Source organism: Rossellomorea sp. y25, from assembly GCF_038049935.1.
Taxonomy (GTDB): Bacteria; Bacillota; Bacilli; order Bacillales; family Bacillaceae_B; genus Rossellomorea.
Map to the genome: position 1 here is coordinate 3,487,252 of NZ_CP145886.1, position 18,583 is coordinate 3,505,834.

General features: G+C 44.0%; 15 protein-coding genes and 1 riboswitch. Of the genes, 2 read left to right on the forward strand and 13 right to left on the reverse strand.

The window, feature by feature from the left end; translation table 11 throughout:
• Nucleotides 1–78: 78 nt before the first annotated feature.
• A riboswitch (SAM riboswitch) is annotated at nucleotides 79–183 on the reverse strand.
• A gap of 483 nt (nucleotides 184–666) precedes the next feature.
• Entirely contained in the window at nucleotides 667–1,236 is a 570-nt protein-coding gene (locus AAEM60_RS17665) for a glycerol-3-phosphate responsive antiterminator (RefSeq protein ID WP_341356800.1), read from the forward strand.
• Between the two features lie 44 nt (nucleotides 1,237–1,280).
• On the opposite strand, the gene AAEM60_RS17670 is transcribed toward AAEM60_RS17665, so the two are convergent.
• Complete coding sequence (locus tag AAEM60_RS17670; RefSeq protein WP_082051291.1) at nucleotides 1,281–1,802, reverse strand: MgtC/SapB family protein; 522 nt, start codon at nucleotides 1,800–1,802, stop codon at nucleotides 1,281–1,283.
• A 393-nt stretch (nucleotides 1,803–2,195) separates the two neighbouring features.
• Between AAEM60_RS17670 and AAEM60_RS17675 the strand changes: the two genes are divergently transcribed.
• Nucleotides 2,196–5,180, forward strand: coding sequence for a lamin tail domain-containing protein (locus AAEM60_RS17675; protein ID WP_341356801.1), 2,985 nt, complete (start codon nucleotides 2,196–2,198; stop codon nucleotides 5,178–5,180).
• A gap of 153 nt (nucleotides 5,181–5,333) precedes the next feature.
• On the opposite strand, the gene AAEM60_RS17680 is transcribed toward AAEM60_RS17675, so the two are convergent.
• From AAEM60_RS17680 to AAEM60_RS17735, 12 genes are all read right to left on the reverse strand, one after another.
• Nucleotides 5,334–6,005, reverse strand: a complete 672-nt coding sequence (locus tag AAEM60_RS17680) for a permease (RefSeq protein WP_341356802.1) — start codon at nucleotides 6,003–6,005, stop codon at nucleotides 5,334–5,336.
• Between the two features lie 51 nt (nucleotides 6,006–6,056).
• Nucleotides 6,057–6,287 carry a hypothetical protein gene (locus AAEM60_RS17685; RefSeq protein WP_341356803.1) on the reverse strand — a complete coding sequence of 77 codons (231 nt, stop codon included), beginning with the start codon at nucleotides 6,285–6,287 and terminating at the stop codon, nucleotides 6,057–6,059.
• Between the two features lie 516 nt (nucleotides 6,288–6,803).
• A complete protein-coding gene (locus AAEM60_RS17690; RefSeq protein WP_341356804.1) occupies nucleotides 6,804–8,075 on the reverse strand; it encodes a helix-turn-helix domain-containing protein in 1,272 nt (423 codons plus the stop codon).
• Between the two features lie 106 nt (nucleotides 8,076–8,181).
• On the reverse strand, nucleotides 8,182–9,813 hold the full coding sequence (gene pruA / locus AAEM60_RS17695) for an L-glutamate gamma-semialdehyde dehydrogenase (RefSeq protein WP_044339391.1): 1,632 nt from the start codon (nucleotides 9,811–9,813) through the stop codon (nucleotides 8,182–8,184).
• A gap of 39 nt (nucleotides 9,814–9,852) precedes the next feature.
• On the reverse strand, nucleotides 9,853–10,770 hold the full coding sequence (locus tag AAEM60_RS17700) for a proline dehydrogenase (RefSeq protein ID WP_299739200.1): 918 nt from the start codon (nucleotides 10,768–10,770) through the stop codon (nucleotides 9,853–9,855).
• Nucleotides 10,771–11,014: 244 nt separating this feature from the next.
• Nucleotides 11,015–11,800: an HAD-IIA family hydrolase gene (locus AAEM60_RS17705; protein ID WP_341356805.1), complete on the reverse strand. Its 786-nt coding sequence runs from the start codon at nucleotides 11,798–11,800 to the stop codon at nucleotides 11,015–11,017.
• Between the two features lie 117 nt (nucleotides 11,801–11,917).
• A complete protein-coding gene (locus AAEM60_RS17710) occupies nucleotides 11,918–12,658 on the reverse strand; it encodes an MBL fold metallo-hydrolase (protein WP_341356806.1) in 741 nt (246 codons plus the stop codon).
• A gap of 11 nt (nucleotides 12,659–12,669) precedes the next feature.
• On the reverse strand, nucleotides 12,670–13,479 hold the full coding sequence (locus AAEM60_RS17715) for a carbohydrate ABC transporter permease (RefSeq protein ID WP_299739206.1): 810 nt from the start codon (nucleotides 13,477–13,479) through the stop codon (nucleotides 12,670–12,672).
• A gap of 15 nt (nucleotides 13,480–13,494) precedes the next feature.
• Nucleotides 13,495–14,385 carry a sugar ABC transporter permease gene (locus tag AAEM60_RS17720; protein ID WP_341356807.1) on the reverse strand — a complete coding sequence of 297 codons (891 nt, stop codon included), beginning with the start codon at nucleotides 14,383–14,385 and terminating at the stop codon, nucleotides 13,495–13,497.
• A gap of 89 nt (nucleotides 14,386–14,474) precedes the next feature.
• Entirely contained in the window at nucleotides 14,475–15,752 is a 1,278-nt protein-coding gene (locus AAEM60_RS17725) for an ABC transporter substrate-binding protein (RefSeq protein ID WP_299739208.1), read from the reverse strand.
• A 389-nt stretch (nucleotides 15,753–16,141) separates the two neighbouring features.
• On the reverse strand, nucleotides 16,142–17,587 hold the full coding sequence (locus tag AAEM60_RS17730) for a spore germination protein (RefSeq protein ID WP_299739210.1): 1,446 nt from the start codon (nucleotides 17,585–17,587) through the stop codon (nucleotides 16,142–16,144).
• Between the two features lie 309 nt (nucleotides 17,588–17,896).
• The gene (locus tag AAEM60_RS17735; RefSeq protein ID WP_299739212.1) at nucleotides 17,897–18,415 is read right to left on the reverse strand and encodes an MgtC/SapB family protein; all 519 of its coding nucleotides are present in this window, start codon (nucleotides 18,413–18,415) and stop codon (nucleotides 17,897–17,899) included.
• Nucleotides 18,416–18,583 lie beyond the last annotated feature (168 nt).

Consider the following 18,583-nt stretch of genomic DNA (forward strand, 5'->3'; position numbering starts at 1 on the left):
GTTGACGATCATGGCTCAAATAAAAAAGTGCCCCCCTTCATAAGAAGAGAGGCACAAAAATATGTATATGTCCCGCTCTTCTCATCTTTCAAGTCACATGACTTGATGGAATTGGCACGGTATTCATAAGAACCCGTTGCCGAGGTATCACAGGGCCAGTCCCTCCACCTCTCTGGATAAGAAGATATGCTTTATTAAGTTAAAGTTATGATGCGTTTTAGCATTAGGGTAATGGTAAATGATTATAATTGGTTTGTCAATCCGGTTTTTGAATTAATTGTATTATTTTGGACAAACCGGGGACGGTCCTTACTCTACTTTTTGGCTTTAAGAGAAATTGAGATTAGTCGAAAGAAGAAGATAGAATCGGAATATGTCCCCTTATTTCAACCTTTTTTAATCGTCATGGCGAATTTAAGCGGAATATTTCCGTCTATTGATTAGCTCTGATGCTTAACCGGATCTCACTACCGATAATTGTGCTAGTCATCTTTTAACAGGCAGTCTAATATATTCACCTATAAAGGTACGACCCACACTCTCTAAAGGAGCGACCAATATATCGTCAATTCTCAGATCATCGCCTCCATTAAAGAAGAATCCCCAAACAACTATGCTATACTAAAAGAAAAAACAATATTCAGATTATTAAAAGGGGCCAATTCCATGAAACCTAACATTATCGACATCGTCCAATCCCAGGTCATCGCTTCCATCAAGGAAGAAAAGGACCTCGACAAAGCCATACAGTCAAACGCCAACATCGTGTTCATCCTAACCGGCAGTTTGATTACAATGGAAGGGTATTTAAAAAAGCTGAAGGAAGCCGGTAAAACCACGTTCATACATATTGATTTCATCGATGGGCTGTCCAACACGAAAAGTGCCATTAAATACATAGCAGAAATCTGGAAGCCCGCTGGCATCATCACAACGAGGAGCAACCTGATCAAATATGCAAAGGAAGAAGGATTGATGACGATCCAGCGCCTTTTTCTTATCGACCGCAATGCCCTTGACAAAGGAATTGATATCGCACAGAACTGCAAGCCGGATGCGATTGAAGTCCTTCCTGGTCTCATGCCGTCCATCATTGACAAACTGACGGCCATGACTACGCTGCCCATCATCGCTGGTGGCCTGATCAGTAATAAGGAAGATATTCTGAATGGACTAAGAGCCGGTGCCCTCGCCATTTCTTCAGGTGATCCGAAGCTCTGGAATCTGGATTTTTAACCAAAAAAAGAGCTCAACCACTGGGAGTTGAGCTCACTCTTTATTTACGTGCCAACCTTTTCTTCTTCCTCCTCTGTCTTACTTTTTTTCCGTGTCCATGGAAGAGGAAATGACGTGATTTCATGCTCTTCAAAGAAGTTTCCTATTTTCGTAATGATGAAGGTTACAAATGTTGCGAAGATGACAATGGAATAAAACCCGGCTCCGATACCAATCCCGATTCCCCCAACGTAGAAAATCATCGCAGCTGACGTCAGTCCTTTCACCCGCAATCCATCTTTCAGGATCACGCCCGCTCCAAGGAAACCGAGTCCCGATACGATCTGCGCCGCCAGACGAAACGGGTCCATCACTTTTCCGCTGTCCGGTTGACTGAGCATATTCGCCCCTTCGATGGAGACGATCGTGATCAATGTACAGGCCACCGATACATACGTATATGTTTTTAACCCGGCTGGTTTATTTTTCGATGTCCTGTCCCATCCGATGATGAACCCTAATACAGCACTCACCAAAATCCGGAAATAGATATCATGCTGCCAGAAAAATTCCGTTGCCTCATTCATGTAATGCGCCATGCCGCCATCCTCCTTAAATGAAAAAGAGATCGCGCCACAAAACGAATGCCTGATTTCTCCACTCCATAGTGAAAAAACCATACAGTTCGCTTCATAGGTGATCTCTTCTCCTCTTCCTACCAAGCTTCATTCCTCTTAATATTCCTTTTATCATACACCAATCAGCCAACCATTTCAATGATATATCTAAAAATTCTAAATTTTACAGAATGTGCATTGCCACTCTGAATCCCCCATTGTATGATGGAGTTAGTAAGATTATATAGCGGGTAGAGATGAGGAGAACCCTGTGTCAATTCGTGTGTACGATAATCGTGCACTCCATTGCCATGGGGTTCTTTTCATTTATACATAAATACCATTTAAAAGGAGGAAATGAAGTTGAAAAACAGATCTATCACCCGTATAGCCGTCCTTCTTGCTTTAGGAATCGCAGGACTCTTATTGCTTCATGCTCACAGCGCAAACGCGAAAGAAACCAATCCGCCTCTTGTCATCACGGAAATCGTCACCAAATCCGCAGGCACCGGTCAGCCCTTTGAGTACGTCGAAATCTATAACACCACCTCAGAAGCAATCAATCTACAAGATTATGAGCTCCAATACTTCACTAGTAACTTCTCAAGCCCCGCTAACCGATGGCCCATCGACGACAAAATCATCCAGCCGAAAGAATCCCTGGTCCTCTGGTTAAAGAAATTCGCTTATCCTGATGTACCGCTGTGGGACTTCAACTCCAACTATGACATGTATCTCACTCCCGATGACGTATACGAAATCAAGCTGACGACATCCGGTCAGGGTTTGCATGACAGCAGCCTTCGCCAGGTAGGGATTGCGGATGCGGAGGACAATATTCTCAGTACAGCGCTCATTAATGATGGGGTAGTTGATGGCATCACTAACCGAAGTATCATTTACAAGGCCACTATCTCAGCTGCAATGGAGAAGCTCGGAAACGATGAAGAACCGACTCCTGCCAGCCTGTTGAGTGAACAAGTGACTGGTCCTGCGACACCAACCAACCTGACTGCAACACCCGCCAACCAATCAATCACCCTTGAGTGGGAAGCTTCAGAAGGTGCAGTCTCCTATACGATCTACCACCCTGATGGAACGACCACTTCAACGGACACGACCACTTCAATCATGGATGGATTGGAAAATGGTCAGGCATACACATTCCGGGTGACGGCTGTCGACCCGGAAGGAAACGAATCCCCGGCCACAAAAGAAGTCCGGGCTGTCCCACAGGAGGTCGTGGACAGTGAAGCCCCTGCTACCCCAACCGGACTGAAAGCAACTCCAGGCAGTGATCATGTCAAGTTATTGTGGAACGCCAATACAGAACGTGATCTTGCAGGTTACCGCGTCTACATTAATGGAACATTTTACGGTACAGTCGCCCCTGACATGAAGAGCTTGATTATCTCCCCTCTGGAATTGAACAGGGAGTACTCTTTCGAGGTAACGGCACTCGATCAAGTCGGAAACGAATCGGAAGCTACAGCACCACTCGTCACAGGACCGACAGAAAACGTACCGACACCCAACCTACTGATCACCGAATTGATTCCGAACACCGATAACTATGCAGGCTATGATGCCTTCGAATATTTTGAGCTTTATAACAACAGCCCGGACCCAATCGACCTGAAAGGGTACCGATTCGCTTCCTATAACTGGGATGAAGAAATCGGGGACACTCACATACTAAAGCCTTGGGATACAGTGGTGATTTGGACTAGAAATACAGCCATCAACCCTATTTCCCAGGAAGCATTCAATTATAACTATTTCTATTCGTACAGTAGCAAATATCTTCAAGAAGAGGATACGATCGTCCTCGGGGATATCGCCGGCCTGGTCAACGGCGGCAATACACTGACCGTTTATGACCCTGATGGACTCGAAGTCGTCAGAGCCGAATACTCTGGAGAGGACGTTTCTCTAAAACAAACCGTCACCTATTCCTATCCAAAGGATAATACCCGGACAATGGAAAAATTGGCAGCCGGCCAATATCCGACACCGGGATGGGTTGTGGAAGATCAAGCACCGGATCGCCCCGTGTCAGATGAAGAAGCACCGGAAACACCGACCAACCTTGAGGCATCAGCGGGGAACGGTGATGCCGTTTTGACCTGGGACGCTTCAACTGAATCAGATCTATACCGTTATCACATTTACAAAGATGGGGAACTTGAATTCTCCATAGATCCATCCCAGACATCATTTACGCTCTATACGTTAGTTGGTAATCAAACATACACGTTACAAGTGAGCGCGGAGGATACATCAGGAAATGTATCGGAAAAATCAGATCCTGTACTAGTCACTCCTGAACACCAGATCATCACCCAGCTGGAACGGTGGGAACATGAAAAAGATCCTGCCTACCAAGGTTTGTGGGATATCAGTTCGGACGGTCCGGTGATCGCTGGACTTTCCCAAGGGCTCGTGCCTCAAGGATTGACCTATTATGCAAAAAAAGACTGGCTGCTTACCGTCAGCTACGTCGATGATGGGATTCGGCCTGGTACCATTACCGTAACAGACCGAAAGACGGGAGAGTTGGTGAAGTCCGTTGTCCTTTACAATACGGACGGCACACCGTATACCGGTCATGCAGGCGGTGTGACCGTTAGTCGTGATCACGGCTGGGTGGCATCCGAGAATCACTTATTCAGTTTTAATTTAAGCGACATGGTACAGGCAGAAAATAACGGGGAAATCCAGTTCACAAGACAGATTCCATTACCGGTCGAAGCCGCTTATACCGTATATGATGAAGGCATCCTCTGGGTCGGGGAATTCTATGAGGCAAACGCCTACCCGACCGATCCATCTCATCATATTGAGAACCGGGATGGGGAAATGCATTACGCCTGGATGATCGGCTTTGATTTGGAACGGAACAACGACATGCTTAGTGAAGAGCATTGGAATGGATCTCCTGACCATGACGCGGTGCCGGATTACGTTCTTTCTACGACAGGAAAAGTCCAGGGAGCCATCATGCAGAAGGCTGCAAGGAATGGCGTCACTCTCAGTACCTCCTATGGAAGAGCAAACGATAGCGTGCTGTACCGATATGAATACCCGTTAAAAGAAGACCCTCATGCCCATGTAACCATTGATGGAAAGCAAGTACCTCTCTGGTTCCTTGATGGCCACACGGCAAAACCGCGTCAGAGCATAGAAGCCATTCCGATGCCTGAGGGAATCGTGGAAGTACAAAAAGAGCTCTACGTCGTGTTTGAATCCGGTGCTGATAAATATCGTTATACGACCACCTATCCGATGGACCGGATGCTTATGATCGATATGAAGAAGTTGATGAAGGATGATAAGGGGATGGAGTAGCAATTTCACATCAGAAAAGGGCTTAGAGAATATCCACCTCTAAGCCCTTTTTCTTATTGCACTAACACACCACTTTGTCTTTTTTGTCCATTCACCATTTTTATCTGTAAGTAAAGTATTCCGCCGCAACTTTCCTGCCTTTATTAAATTTATTTAAATAAATATTTTTAGATATTCGCCAAATATTTTGTTCATCACCTTTGGTGTGTTTTCTAAATAAACATTCATTTGTTCAATGTTCGATTCGAACTTATCGGAGGTTCTTTCATCTGTTGGAAAATCAGATATTCCTTTAATGATAATGCATTCAACATCATTCTTCTTACAGATATAAGCAATTGCACCCGCTTCTGTATCGGCTATTGTTATTTCGTTTTCTTTCAGTTCTAAATAGTCCTTCCACATCACTACTGCTTTATCAGCGGTGGCAATAGTTCCGGTATAAAAATCATTTCCATAGTTTGATAGATCAATATCGACTATGAAAGATTGTTTAATAAAAGGCTCAATTTCTTTTACAGTGCAATCATATTGAACGGCTTTATCGGGTACAAAAATATCCAAATTACTGAACGTATCATCTATTCCTGCACATGTTCCAGCAACGATTACTTTCGTTAAATTAAATTTAGAAATCATATACTGATTACCACCAACACCATTTACTTTTCTTACACCGGTACTATAAAAAACAAGTTCAGCATCATTTATTGTTCTCATGAAATACTCGCCATAAGGATAACCGAAACGTTCGTTTTCTTTTACGCTAAAGTACTCCAATGTCGCATCATATTCCCACTTCGTCGCTATACTTATTCCCATCATTGACTTATCATCCTACAAATATAATTTTTTAAATACATCTACAACCAACAATTATCCAATGTAATTATGAAAACACCAAACAATAAGAATCATACTAACAATTCCCCAAGCTGCGGCACTCACGATCCACCAAATTATGGACTTAGCTTTAATTGAACTCTCCTCGTCTTCCAAATTTGATATTATGTAAGCGAGCTGGTTTTCCATACTTGTTTTTATAGAATTGAGCGCAGTAAATCCGACTATTATAAAACCAATAGTTATCCAGATTAATAAGTCCATATTTTATACCTCACTCACTTTCTTTTTACTTTCAATCCTATTTTTTCAATTATCTTGCCCGAAAATGCAATATCCAATATTTACAAGTTTATCACACAATTTCAAACAAGTGGCTAATCTCTTCAAGAACGTTGCGAATTGACAACTCACTTGTCAAAACCGGGACATTTCTTACTATACTTTCATGGATGAATCCGGGTGATGGTCGAAAGGAAATAGTAGAGACTGAACTGTGCCTCCCACTAGCACAAAAGAGTTATAACCCCAAAAAATCCGAACGATGATTCGAAATTCTTTAATGAAAATCGAATTCGCTCGGATTTTTTATTGTTTTTCAAAAGCACATAAAATGCACTTTGCAGGTTCTCGCTGTTGATTGGAGTGCAAGACGAAGACTCCTAAGGGGAAGGCGGAATAGGTGAGCCCCTGCAGGAGCGCAACTCACGCAGCGACGAGGAGACTTGCCATCCGCCCGAGGAAAGCGAAATCTTGCACGGGAATTGTCACATACCAGAATCAAATCCCCTTCAAAGCATCCTTATACCGCTGATAATACGCTTCAACATTATTCAGTAGAAGTAATTCAGTATATAGATATACCTTCATATTAAAATCATTAAAATCAATCGTAGTCAGTTCCTGTATTTTTTTGATCCGATAATTCAACGTGTTCGGATGAATGAACAATTCATTAGCAGTCTGTTTTCCCTTTCCGTCATTCGCCAGGTATACTTCGAGTGTCTTAAGAAGGTCTGTCTGTTTTTTGACATCATTCTTGATCAATGACAACAGGTCATCACTGTAATAGTCCTTTGAAGTGTTTTTCTCATAGAGCGTTGGCAAGTACCGGTAAATGCCCAATTGAGCAAATTCCCGGGGCATCGATTCGGGGCGCGGGCTGATGAAGTTAGCCGTCTCAATGACTTCTGACGCTTCCAAGAAGCTCTTTCGCATTTGATATAGCGTGGTGTATTCCTTCCCGATCCCGATGAGGAAGTTGTAGAAATCTTCCTCGCCTGTTTGTTCTTTCACCTTTTCGACGAGATCTCTGGCTAGTTCCAGGGAAGATAACGGTGTGTCTGCCTTTCCGTAGAGAACGAGGATCACCTGATATTCCGTACGCAGTGAATAAATATTTGTGGTGAAGCTGGATTCCTGGACCAACTTCTCCAGTTGATCGAGCATGGACTTATATTGCGACGATGCGATCGAGTACACCGCTACCGTGAACCGTTCCGGCAGGGTCAGCTTGACGAGGGAAGCATCATGGCGCAGCTGGCTTTCACTTCCGTATTCGTGCTGCAGGAGATGCCACAGTACTTCTTCTTTTCTATCCTGTTTGATATTGACCTTTGCGAACATATCGTTAATCAGGTTTCCAAGATGTGAAGAGATTTCTTCAATGAATGCGAGCTCTTCATTTTCCAGAAGACGGTTGGATTCCTGAACCCAAATATACCCCATCGTGTTTCCAAGGTATTTTGCGGCAATGACGACGCGCTGGTGAAATCCTAACTCTTCCATCGCCTGCACCCGGATCGGATCCGTATGTTTCTCGAGCTGGTGTACGATTCCCTCTTTTTTCAGTCGATCGATGATGAAGACCGGACATTTTTTTGTAAGGATCGTCTTTAGCTGTGTTTGATCGAACTTATTAGAAGAGGAACTGTATGAAATCAGTTCGAAATTTTTATTTTCAATGATGACGGGATTGCCCAGTTTTGAGCTGATCAATTCCGTCGCTTTATGAATATCTTCGGTTTGGAGGATTACATCAATTGCTTCCATAGGAATCTTACCTTTCCACGAGTGTTTATGATTCCTATTATAGCGTTAAATCCCCGAATAAAAAAAGAAAAGCTCCCCCTGATCGGGAGAGCTTATCGTGTTCGATTTATTCTTCATCCATAAACGGATAGACAATATCTGTTGTTGGAGCAAAGTTTTCTTTGATGATACGAGGGCTGGTCCAACGAATCATGTTGAAAATAGAGCCTGCTTTATCGTTTGTACCAGAACCGCGTGAACCACCGAATGGTTGTTGGTTGATCACGGCACCAGTTGGTTTATCGTTGATGTAGAAGTTACCAGCTGCACCGGAAAGACGTCGTTCCAAGTGCATGATCGCTTCACGATCTTGCGCAAAGATTGCGCCCGTTAATGCATACATGGAAGCTGTATCCACTGAAGTCAGTGTTTCTTCTAATTGTTCATTTTCGTATACATAAATCGTTAATACTGGTCCGAAAATTTCTTCGGTCATCGTTTTGAAGTTTGGATTCGTTGTTACGATGACAGTCGGTTGAACGAAGTATCCAACTGAATCATCATACGTACCACCGGCAATGATTTCAGCTTCTTCAGAATCAGCCGCATAGTCGATGTAGCTTGTGATCGAATCAAAGGCAGCTTTGTCAATGACCGCACCCATGAAGTTCCTGAAGTCTCTTACATCCCCTACTTTAAGCTTCGCCGTTTCTTCCACGACACCATTTTTCACTTCTTCCCACATGCTTGCAGGGATGTAAGCACGAGAAGCTGCTGAACATTTTTGACCTTGGTATTCGAATGCACCACGAACAAGTGCAGCGACAACTTTGTCTGCTTGAGCTGTTTCGTGAGCGAAGACAAAGTCTTTACCGCCTGTTTCCCCAACTAAACGAGGATACGATTTGTAGTTTGTGATGTTTTCCCCGACTGTCTTCCAAATCGTCTGGAACACGCTTGTTGATCCAGTGAAGTGGAATCCGGACATGCGTGGGTCTGTTAACACCACATCTGATACTTGTGAACCACGTGATGGGACGAAGTTGATAACGCCCTTAGGCAGTCCAGCTTCTTCCAGGATTCGCATGAAGTAGTAGTTTGATAGTACAGCCGTTGTTGCCGGTTTCCACACAACTACGTTCCCCATGATGGCAGGAGCTGACGGCAGGTTTCCACCGATTGCTGTGAAGTTAAACGGAGAGATAGCTAATACGAAACCATCTAACGCACGGTATTCTAAACGATTCCAGATGTTTTTCATGCTATCTGGCTGCATTTGATAGATTTGGTTTGCATAATCAACGCCAAAGCGTAAGAAATCCGCTAATTCTTGTGCAGCATCAATTTCCGTTTGGTACGCTGTTTTGGATTGTCCTAACATTGTGGCCGCATTGATGACGTCGCGGTATGGACCAGAGATCAAATCCGCAGCTTTCAAGAAGATCGATGCTCTGTGCTGCCATGGCATATTGGACCAAGAATCTTTCGCAGCCATTGCCGCTTCCACTGCATCGCGAAGCTCTTTTTCACCTGCTTGTGAATAAGTAGCCAATACATGTTTGTGATCGTGCGGCATAACCACTTGTTTCACTGTATCGGTCTTTATTTTCTCGCCATTGATGATGACCGGGATTTCAACCTCGATACCAGCTTGGCGTTCTAATTCAGCTTTTAACGTTTCTCTTTCTTTCGTACCTGGGGCATATGTATTGCCAGGCTCATTTGTTGGTTTTGGGATGTTGTAAATTCCGTTACTCATTCTCTTCACATTCCTTTCTGATTTCATTCTGTCTGGATGTTACTTGCTGAAGATTCCCTTTAATGCAAATGCGATGTTTGCCGGCCTTTCCGCCAGGCGTCGCATGAAATACCCGAACCAGTCCTCGCCATATGGCAGGTAAATGCGGACGGTATATCCTTTTTTCAGTAAGTCGGACTGCAGTTGATTCCGCATGCCGTAAAGCATTTGGAACTCGAATCTGTCATTCGGGATATTGTGTTCTTTTACTAATCCGATGGTGTAATCGATGATCGCTTCATCATGGCTTGCGATCGCAGTATAATGGCCGTTCAAGAGCTGCTTCTTGATGAGATGCTTCAGATTCTCATCCACCTTCTTCTTCTCCTGGAACGCCACTTTACCCGATTCATTATATGCACCCTTCACAAGCCTCAAATAAGGGGAGAACTGATTGAGATCATCCACATCCTGCTCTGAGACATATAGATAGGATTGGATCACCGTCCCCACATTGTCGTACTTTTGACGGAGCTTCTTGTAAACGTCAAGGATCGCATGGCACCTCGAGGAATCCTCCATATCGAGGGTGACCGTGATTCCGCTTTCTTTCGCTTTCGAGAGAATCAACTCCATGTTTTCCATGACAAGATCTTGACTGATATCCAATCCCAGGGAAGTCAATTTCACAGAGATCTCAGTTTCCAGCCCATGATAGGCAATCGCACTGATACTCTGGATACATCCTTGGACATTCTCCCGGACCACCGATGTGGAATCGACGAACTCACCAAGATGATCGACCGTTACCTGGAATCCCTCCTCGTTCAATTGCGTAATCAATGGAATCGCTTGTGCAAAGGTTTCTCCCCCTACAAGCTTATTAGCCCCAAATCTTGACCCCCACCGTTTGGCCATCTTATCCATCGCCTTATTGTGAGAAAGAAACAAGAAAAAACGCTTACTGATTGCTTCCATGATTACAACACCTCCTTATAGTGACTGTTACCTCAAGTGCGAGGTGATTAAACGAAGAAATGTAAATCTTAAGAAAATTATACCGGGAATAACAGCTGGGAAACAACGTGCTCGAGCCACAAATATTTGTGGGTTGATTTATGGTGGAAACACAAAAAGGTGTTGATTACATAAAAAAACAACGGGTTTGACGTTCAAGCTCGTTGTTTTGCTTGGGTGCCCGGCATAACAGCTTCTCTTTTCCTTATATGATTTTATCCGATAACAGCCCCTTGACTGAAGGCAGCACATAATCCGGCGTCCAAACCGTTCCCCTCAAATCCCCCTCGGTCGTGACCCCGCTGAGAACGAGGACCGTTTTCATCCCGGCTTCGATGCCCATCCGGATATCCGTCTCAAGACGGTCGCCGATCATCACGCACTCTTCCGGCTTTAGTTCCAATAATTTTAGAGCTGCCTGAATGGTCAGCTTAGAAGGCTTTCCAATCTGGACATCAATCTTTCTCCCCACAACGGCTTCCACTGCACCAATCATCCCGGCACAATCCGGAACATCACCAACCTCTACTGGACAGGTTCTGTCCGGATTGGTCGCGATCATCTTCGCACCAAGCTTGATCGCCTGATAAGCAAAATTCAAATGGTCGTAATGAAAATCCCGGTCCCATGAGAGCACGACGACATCCACCTCTGATGGCGCCATTCCTTCCCTGAATCCGGCAAGTGTCAGCTCATCCTTAATCGGCTGCTCACCAATCACATACAATGTGGCATCTGGATGATGTTCACGTAAATAGTCAATCAACGTAAGTGTCGGATTCAAAATGTTCTCAAGGGTAGCCTTGACATTGAAGCCGTTCAACTTCTCCACATAACGCTGTCGGGATTCAATCGTCTTATTTGTGAGGAACAGTACCTTCTTCCCTTCATCGAGAAGAGAATTGATGATGGTGTCTGCTCCTTCTATTAATTGCTTGCCAAGATATACGGTGCCATCCAAGTCAAAAATATATCCTTTCAGATTTTTCATCTGTCCCCCTCCTTCAAATTAAAAAAATTCCTTGAGCATGACGATTTCTCCAATTGAACAATTGGATTTTCGCCATACTCAAGGAATCTCCTGATCTTTATCCTTGTATCTATTCATTTATACCCGTTGTGTCATCAGATCTTCACCGATGATGACCTTTGGAGTGTCAAGCTTTGCCACCTCTTCTTCATAAGGTTCTTGGTCGGATAAGTGGACGAGAACGACTTTCCCGATCTTATCCATATCATAGTTCTCTGCAACTTCAACGAGACTGCTGTGGTTCCCTGCCATATTCCGGGCAGAAGTCGCTTCATGGATTAACATATCAATATGGTCATACTGTCGGATTCGTGCGTTGATTTCCGTATCGCTCGAATATACGACGACCCGGCCGGCACATCGCACTTCAAGCCCCACAGTAGGAACAGAATGAAGGGCCTTAAAGCAGGAAAACGTCATCCCACCACCAGACAGAAGATCATCTTCACGATCACCGTCAAAGGTTTCAACCTTAATGGTAAAAGCAATCGGCCACTGATCTGCTTCCATCGTTGACAGCCATTCCTGCAGTTTTTTCTCATTCCGATCATCACAAAGAATCCTTAATGGCTTTTTCCTATCTTCCAGCCACATCCCCCACAGCAAGGACGGCAATCCATAAATATGGTCAATATGAAAATGGGTGAACACCACTGCATCGAGCTCCCCTAAATCCACCCGCAGCTGCTTCAGCTTCCGGCAAGGATTGCCGCTGACATCTACCAGCACATGATAGTCATCATTCGAAAAGCAGATTGATGTATTGTCGCGTTCGGAGCCAGGATAGGCACTCCCCGTTCCTAAGAAATGAATGTCCATCAGATCCCCTCCTATTTAATTCCTGAGTGCATAAAGCTTGATACGAATTGTTTTTGAAAAAGGAAGAAGGCGAGCACTAAAGGCATGATGACCATTACCGTACCGGCTGCGACCATTCCCCACTGCGCTCCCGTTTCATATGATTGTGCAAAGAGGGCAAGTCCGACGGTCAACGGCCGGGACTCGACAGAATCCGTGATGATCAACGGCCACATGAAGTTGCTCCAATGGTGGCTGACCGATACCAGGGCAAATGCGATATAGGTCGGTTTCGCCGATGGGATATATACATGCCACAGTGTTTGATACCATTTACATCCGTCCATTCTTGCCGCTTCATCAAGATCGAACGGGACTTGCTTGAACGTTTGGCGCATGAGGAATACCCCAAATGCAGAAGCCCAATATGGCATCATGACGGCGAGTTTTGTATTGACAAGCCCAAGCTGGCTGATTACCTGATAGTTCGGGAATAACAGGATTTCGGGCTGAATCATCAGTTGCAGCAGGAACAGGATGAACAGTACATTCTTCCCTCTGAAATTCACCCGTGCAAACGCATATGCCGCAAGCGTAACGGTGACTAACTGGACAATCAACACCCCAAAAACGATGACGAATGTATTGAAGTAATACTGCAAAAATGGTGCAGTCTTCCACGCGTTGACATAGTTTTCAACCGTTGGATTCGAGACCCAGAACGGAAAGCCTCCGTTGATCACTTGATTCCCGGGAGAGAAAGAGGTGATGATGACCCAAAGGAGGGGGATGAATGAAAGTATCCCTAAAAAAATGATGATGCCATAGTTCAATTTTTTCATCGAATCTTCCCCTCCTTAATAATGGATTTTCCGATCAAGGTACAAATAATTGAATGCTGTGATTCCGAGCATGATGACGATCAAAATCACGGTCAGCACCGCTGCTTTACCTAAATCCCAGTTCGTGAATGCCACTTCATAGATATGGTAGAGTAATAGATTGCTGGCATTATCCGGTCCACCCTTGGTCATGATGTACAGGTGGTCGACGTTTTTAAATGAATTCGTAATCGCCACGATCATGACGAACAGCGTCGTAGGCATCAGCAGTGGGAAGGTGATATGACGGAACATCTGGAACGGTTTCGCCCCTTCCATCTCAGCCGCTTCATACACGTCCCTCGGTAGATTTTGCAAACCTGCCAGATAAAAGATCATGAAGAAACCGGCATCTTTCCAGATGATCATGACAATCATCGCGATCATGACGGTGTTTGGATCCCCCAGCCAGTTCGTGTCATCCCGTCCGAACATATGCAGAAAGTTATCGAGCAATCCATACTGCGGGGTGTAGATGAAAAGCCAAATATTTGCCACCGCAATCAACGGAACGATCGTCGGGTAGAAAAATGACGTACGAAGCAAAGAGCTTCCGGCCATTTTTTTATTCAGCCAGATGGCAAGATACATCGCCAGGAACAAACTTGTCGGCACTGTACCGATCATGAAGAGGATGTTATTCAGAATGACCTTCCGGAATATCTCATCCTCCAAAACTCCTTTATATTGTTCAAGTCCCGAAAATTGCAGCCTGGTCATCGGGCCACTGTAGAAGCTTAACTGGATTGATTTGATCGTCGGGTAAAACGTAAACAAACTCAAAAATATGAAAGAAGGAAACAGCAGCCCGTAGGCAAACAGATTATTTCTCGTTCGGGAACTGAGTTTTCTTTGCTTTGTTGTCATGAATCGGACCCACCTTTCTTGTGAAGCAGGAGCTCAAGTCAGCACAATCCTCACTTGAGCTTCACTCACTTCATTATTCTGCTGCATTCTTATTCCTGGAAAGGCTCCAACACTTTTTCTGCTTTCTCTTGTGCGTTTTCCAACCCTTCTTCAACCGGGCTTTGACCCGTCAGGATCGATTGAATATGGTCATTGAAGATTTTCTGCACTTCACCATTTTGATAGGTTGCGAGTTCACTTTCTGCATACTCAAGCTGCTCGCGGGCAACCAGTGCAGGAGGGAATTCCTCTACATACTTTTTCAATAAATCAGTTTCATAAGCTGATTCGGTTGTGGCTACATATCCTGTATCGATCGACCACTGAGCAACACGCTCAGGCTCTGTAAGAAACTTCATGAACTTGATTGCAGCTTCCTTATTCTCTTTTGGAAGATCTTTGAACAAGTAGATGTTTCCTCCTCCAGTAGGGGAACCATACTCATTGTTCGCCGGCAGGAAGGACACACCGAAATCAAAGTCCGCATTGTTCTTCACATTCGTCAGGTTACCTGTCGTATGATACATCATCGCCGTTTTTCCACTCAGGAAGTCAGAAGGAACCGTCGCCCATTCAATGACACCCTCCGGCATGATTTTATGTTCCTTTCCAAGGGATAACCAGAATTCCATCGCTTCTTTTGAGTATGGTGCATTGAAATGTACTTCCTTACCATCTTGAGACATGATGTTGTCTCCAGTCTGAAGCGCTAAAGCCTGGAACATCCAGTACTGGTAACCGGTACTTGGAATTTCAAGTCCCCACTGGTCCTTTCCTCCATTTTTCGTCAGCTTCTTCCCGTATTCCACCAGCTGATCCCAGTTTTCAGGTGGAGCTTCCGGATCCAGCCCTGCTTCTTTGAAGGCGTCCTTGTTATAATAAAGGACGATGGTACTGCGCTGGAATGGCAAACTGTACACCTTATCATCGATGGAAGAGTTCGCCATGAATCCATCATAGAAATCATTCAAATACCCTTGATCAAACATCGGAGTCAATTCTTCAATCAGATCATTCTCAAGCAATGTGAACAAATCGATGGAGAATAAGACGGCAAGCTCAGGTGAATTTCCAGCTTGAGCAGATGCCATGACTTGGGTCATCGTTTCAGCATAACTGCCGCCATATTTCGCATTCACCTTGATGTCAGGATTCTCTTTTTCAAAATCCGCCACAAACCCATCAACGATCTTCGCAACATCCCCGCCAACCGCTACCGGGAACCAGAAATCGATTTCCGTCGTTTCACCCCCGGCGGTATCACTGCTGCTGCACCCGGCAAGAACAACCATCAACACTAAAACGAATGATAAAACCTTGAACTTCATGCCAATTCCTCCCCTTTTTTTTCATAAAAAAACCCATGAACAATAAACTGCATCACAAATAAGTGTCATGCAATTCATTGGTCACAGGGATTCTCCGCATCTCTACCCTTAGACGATAACCTGTCTAATATATATGTCTGATTATTCACAATAGTACAATATTAACTAAAAGATGGCAATGGGATTTCATTTTTTTTACAAAACAATCATATCCAATATCCCTTTGACGATTGAATTCCCTACAAAAAAATACAGCTGCGACAGCTGTATTGAGAATGGACGTATCCTAATAGTACCTCTTAAAAACCCTTGATATTCTACTGACCGCAGGATGGTCTTGATCCTATCCTTCCATTGCAATTTGCACATTAAAGGGTTATTGCTATTGATCAATCACCATCCTTAGTATAAGTATGCTTGCTATTAGTAAGCCTCTGTAAATCTTCTCGATAAAACGTATCCTTTAATTCCTGCATCTTAAAAGGAATGATAGGAGAAAGATAAGGAACACCGAGCGATTTCAGACTCACCATATACAACATTAGAATGGTTGTCCCAATGATGATTCCATTAAAACCAAAAAAGTTAGCCGTTAATAAAAATACTATCCTTAAGGTGGCATCAGGTCCCACCAGTCCTCTGTTTGCTCCCAAGAAACTGGAAAGAGCGGTTATCCCTATGACGATCAGACTGACGGGGTGGATTAATTTGGCGGTGACCGCCGTTTCGCCAATGACGATGGTCCCGATTAAAGACACCAATATGACTGCACTTTGCGGAAGACGAAACGAAACGTCTACTAATATTCTGACCAAGAATAAAAGAATGGCGATTTCCCAAAAGGTTGGCAATATCTCATCGTCAGAAATGATAGCTTTTGAAATCTTGGTGGGTATGTCATCTTTATGAAAATTTGCTAATGCTATGTAAACCGCTGGCAGGTATATTCCTAATAGAAAGGCGATAAAACGGATGATTCGGCTGGTGAATCTGCCCATTGATATGTGGTAATCATCGGGTGCCTGAATAAAATCAATAAATAAAGCAGGAGCAATGATGGCGAAAGGGTACCCGTCCACCATCACTACCACTCTTCCTTCAAATAAGGATGAAACTGCCCCGTCAATTCGTTCTGAATGTCTTAGCCGGGAAAAAAATGTTTTTGGCTTTCCTTCTAGTACTTCCTCTACTACTCTTTCACTCAGGACGTACTTTACGGTAAGGCTATGTATCCTCTTTTTGACTTCTTTTAATATCCCGTTATCGACAGTACCATCTATATATAAGATGGAAACAGATGTTGGTGAATTGGTGCCAATTTCTACTGTTTCCACACACAAATCCGGCGTTTTTAATGAACCTCTTATCAAATTGATATTTGTTTTTATCTTTTCTGTTAATCCAATTTGTGGACCTCTTACTGAACGTTCTCCAATTGACGCTTCGACGCTTCTTTCTGCCCACTTAGGAGATGGTATTATGATGCCTTCTGGAAACCCGTCAATTAATAAGACAGTACTTCCTTGTACGATGCCATTGGTCAATTCTTGATACTGAGTAGTCGTTTTCACATCTGCCGATTCAACTATTCTTTCCATGATTTGATCGATGAGTGATTCATTCAAACCTTCAGTCTCAAATGGTTCTAATAACGGCTTGACCACATAATCCTGAATAACATCCGTATCGATAATTCCGTCCAAATAGACAATATTCATTTCAAGGGAACCTTCGCAGCCAGACTTTAAATTTCTTACGATAAGGTCAGATGTGTCGTGAAAGGTATTCCTTATATGTTCTATATTTTCTTTTAGGCACATTTCTATTTTAGGCATCCTTCATCCTCCCTAAAGGTAGTATGAGGATTTGTCGAAATACTATACTTTAAGGAGAATACCTAAAATAACAAGCTAAATAAGGCAATGGCCAGAGACACCTGGCTATTGCCTTATTCGTTCAATAACATAGTAGTTTTTTTCCGCACGATTTTAGTTTTACCCCTGTATTGGTAACACAGTAGAAACCTTGATCTCCCTTAACGCAAAGCTCGTTTGGATCATAGTAATCTACTTCACCTCGCTGAGGGTCTTACCCCATTTTCGTGCCCCCATCAAGTAGAAACCTCATCACTCGAGTTGCAAGCTTCATCTCTCATCTTTTTCCTCGTTTTTCTTCCGCATCTTCGGCAGGCTCATGGCTTTGATCTCCCGTTCTTCAAAGAAATTTCCAACCCTCGTCATGATGAAAGTGACGAGGGTGGCGAAGATGACAATCGAATAAAACCCTGCTCCAATTCCGATTCCGACACCCCCCACGTAGAAGATCATCGCAGCGGAAGTGAGTCCCTTCACCCGCAGTCCATCTTTCAGGATCACGCCTGCACCTAGAAACCCGAGCCCTGATACGATCTGGGCAGCCAGACGGAAGGGATCCATCATTTTTCCGCTATCCGGCTGACTGAGCATCTCTGCGCCTTCAATCGATACGATCGTGATCAACGTACATGCCACTGACACATACGTATATGTTTTTAATCCAGCGGGCTTGTTCTTCGCTGATCGGTCCCATCCGATGACGAATCCCAATACCGCACTCACTACGATCCGGAAATAAATATCATGCTGCCAGAAAAAGTCCGCTAGTCCATTTATGTAATGTAGCATGTCGGCCTCCTCCTTAAATGAAAAAAAGACCTCTCCACAAAACGAATGCAGGATTTCTTCACCTATTGTGGAAAAATCATATAGTTCGCTGCATGGGTATCTCATTTTTTCTTTCTACCGAGTGGCAATCCTTAAAATATTCTTTTTATCGTACACCACTTATTTCTT

What these genes read in the sequence shown, in the direction of transcription:
- AAEM60_RS17665 (WP_341356800.1), top strand. Translation starts at nt 667, where the DNA reads ATGAAACCTAACATTATCGACATCGTCCAATCCCAGGTCATCGCTTCC.
- AAEM60_RS17670 (WP_082051291.1), bottom strand. Translation starts at nt 1,802, where the DNA reads ATGAATGAGGCAACGGAATTTTTCTGGCAGCATGATATCTATTTCCGG.
- AAEM60_RS17680 (WP_341356802.1), bottom strand. Translation starts at nt 6,005, where the DNA reads ATGATGGGAATAAGTATAGCGACGAAGTGGGAATATGATGCGACATTG.
- AAEM60_RS17685 (WP_341356803.1), bottom strand. Translation starts at nt 6,287, where the DNA reads ATGGACTTATTAATCTGGATAACTATTGGTTTTATAATAGTCGGATTT.
- AAEM60_RS17690 (WP_341356804.1), bottom strand. Translation starts at nt 8,075, where the DNA reads ATGGAAGCAATTGATGTAATCCTCCAAACCGAAGATATTCATAAAGCG.
- pruA (WP_044339391.1), bottom strand. Translation starts at nt 9,813, where the DNA reads ATGAGTAACGGAATTTACAACATCCCAAAACCAACAAATGAGCCTGGC.
- AAEM60_RS17700 (WP_299739200.1), bottom strand. Translation starts at nt 10,770, where the DNA reads ATGGAAGCAATCAGTAAGCGTTTTTTCTTGTTTCTTTCTCACAATAAG.
- AAEM60_RS17705 (WP_341356805.1), bottom strand. Translation starts at nt 11,800, where the DNA reads ATGAAAAATCTGAAAGGATATATTTTTGACTTGGATGGCACCGTATAT.
- AAEM60_RS17710 (WP_341356806.1), bottom strand. Translation starts at nt 12,658, where the DNA reads ATGGACATTCATTTCTTAGGAACGGGGAGTGCCTATCCTGGCTCCGAA.
- AAEM60_RS17715 (WP_299739206.1), bottom strand. Translation starts at nt 13,479, where the DNA reads ATGAAAAAATTGAACTATGGCATCATCATTTTTTTAGGGATACTTTCA.
- AAEM60_RS17720 (WP_341356807.1), bottom strand. Translation starts at nt 14,385, where the DNA reads ATGACAACAAAGCAAAGAAAACTCAGTTCCCGAACGAGAAATAATCTG.
- AAEM60_RS17725 (WP_299739208.1), bottom strand. Translation starts at nt 15,752, where the DNA reads ATGAAGTTCAAGGTTTTATCATTCGTTTTAGTGTTGATGGTTGTTCTT.
- AAEM60_RS17730 (WP_299739210.1), bottom strand. Translation starts at nt 17,587, where the DNA reads ATGCCTAAAATAGAAATGTGCCTAAAAGAAAATATAGAACATATAAGG.
- AAEM60_RS17735 (WP_299739212.1), bottom strand. Translation starts at nt 18,415, where the DNA reads ATGCTACATTACATAAATGGACTAGCGGACTTTTTCTGGCAGCATGAT.